2 protein-coding genes are annotated in these 1,951 nt (G+C 41.6%); both read left to right on the plus strand.

Annotated elements, in window-relative coordinates; all coding sequences use genetic code 11:
* The first annotated feature begins 663 nt into the window (after nt 1–663).
* The gene (locus FTV43_RS15225; protein WP_179995814.1) at nt 664–1,650 is read left to right on the plus strand and encodes a protein rep; all 987 of its coding nucleotides are present in this window, start codon (nt 664–666) and stop codon (nt 1,648–1,650) included.
* Between the two features lie 2 nt (nt 1,651–1,652).
* A complete protein-coding gene (locus tag FTV43_RS15230) occupies nt 1,653–1,829 on the plus strand; it encodes a hypothetical protein (RefSeq protein ID WP_179995815.1) in 177 nt (58 codons plus the stop codon).
* Nucleotides 1,830–1,951: the final 122 nt, after the last annotated feature.

Consider the following 1,951-nt stretch of genomic DNA (forward strand, 5'->3'; position numbering starts at 1 on the left):
CTTAGTCACGACTAAACGCCAAAAAACAAAAATCGCTATGGCAGGATAGGCAATCGTTTAACGAATTTCAGTTTTGTATGACAAATCCCGAAGGGCGCACTTACCCATTTTTTCGTTTCACTCAAAAACGGACGTTGCGTAAGGGGTTCGACCCCTTAACCCCAAGAACGCCAAAAATGAAAAATTGGAAATTTTCCCTTTTTGGCGTTTCGCACCCATTGGATTTTTTCCAATGGTAAAGTGCGCCCTTCATGTTATTTCGGGAAAAGCCGAACGAGTGTCTACGAGTGACGACCCCATCATAAAAATTCCAAAACCTTTCTTCCTTGATTACAAGCTCCCATAAAAATTCTAAGCGGGAAAAACCGAGCAAAGCGACGACCCGATTTTTGTTTCTCGAATGAGAAACGCGGAAGCGTGCATTACTGAAAAATCATCACGAATTGGCTAGGGGTGAAAAATCAAAAAAAAGGCATCTGAAAAGGGGGCAAAAATGGGGATTTTTGGGGTGTTTTTCCTTGTATTTATTATTAAGGGATAACTTCGATATTAAAAATGTGGCTCTATGCCTTGTGTGGCGTGGCTTTTAGCATGGTTTGACAGATAGATAAAAAGCCCGTAAATTTTGAGGTGCGATCCAACAAAACTTAAACGAGCTTTTTAATGACTCAATCTTGCCATAATTCCGATCTTGGAATCAATTTTTTAACAGAAATTTCACCTCATGAAGTTTCTTGGGATGAACATCGCTCCGATGCTGAATCCGTTAAAATTCTCTATAACTACTCCGTTGAACTCTCAAAATATGCAGACCGAATTAACGGCTGTTCAGGTATTTTGAAATTTGGAGTTAATCCCGATCAGGGAAAATTGGTTCTCAAGCAAGCATTTTTTTGCCGTGTCCGTCATTGTCCTGTATGTCAGTGGCGCAGATCTCTACTCTGGAGGGCAGTTATGTTTCAGCAATTGCCAAATATTCAGGAACGCTTTCCTACCCATCGTTGGGTATTCCTAACTCTGACTGTGAAAAATCCGCCTGTTACCGAATTGCGTGACACTTTGAAGCACATGAATGATTCATGGAAGCGACTGATTGAAACTAAGCGATTTAAGTCAGGTGTAGCAGGTTTTTTAAGAACAACGGAAGTGACCAGGGGGAACGATGGAAAAATGATGGCACATCCGCATTTTCATGCCTTGCTGTTGGTTAAGCCTAGTTACTTCACGATTAATTATATAAAACAAGGCGATTGGGTCGAAATGTGGGCGAAAGCCTTGCGAGCTGACTACTTGCCATCGGTGAACGTGAAAGCCGTAAAAGCCACTTTAGACGAAAAAGGGCGCAAACAACTCGACAAGGCAATCTGTGAAACGCTCAAATACAGCGTAAAACCGTCTGATTTGGCTTTAGAGGGTGATAAGGGTGCTTGGCTGCATGAGATGACCAAACAAGTCCATAAGATGCGTTTTATCGCAACAGGAGGCGTTTTAAAGGGGATTCTCAAGCCTGAAGATGAAATCACCACGGAAGAAATGATTTCGTCCTCTGAGGAAGTACAGGACGTTGGAGAGGGTCGAGTAGCGTTTCAGTTCAAACCTGAATATCGCCGATATGTCTATGCACCCAAATTCAATGAATATGCGGAGTGATCATGGATACAGAAAAAAACCGACGTTTGGAACGAGTCTTTTTGAACAGATCAGACCGTGAATATTACGACCTAGAAATTACAGAAGAACATCAGCAGCTCTATGATCAATACGTTTCAGGGGAATTAAGCGACCAAGAATTTGAAGATGGTTTAAAGAGATTAATTCCACGATCTTAGTCACGACTAAACGCCAAAAAACAAAAATCGCTATGGCAGGATAGGCAATCGTTTAACGAATTTCAGTTTTGTATGACAAATCCCGAAGGGCGCACTTACCCATTTTTTCGTTTCACTCAAAA

This window comes from Acinetobacter sp. YH16053, from assembly GCF_013417035.1.
Lineage (GTDB): Bacteria > Pseudomonadota > Gammaproteobacteria > Pseudomonadales > Moraxellaceae > Acinetobacter > Acinetobacter towneri.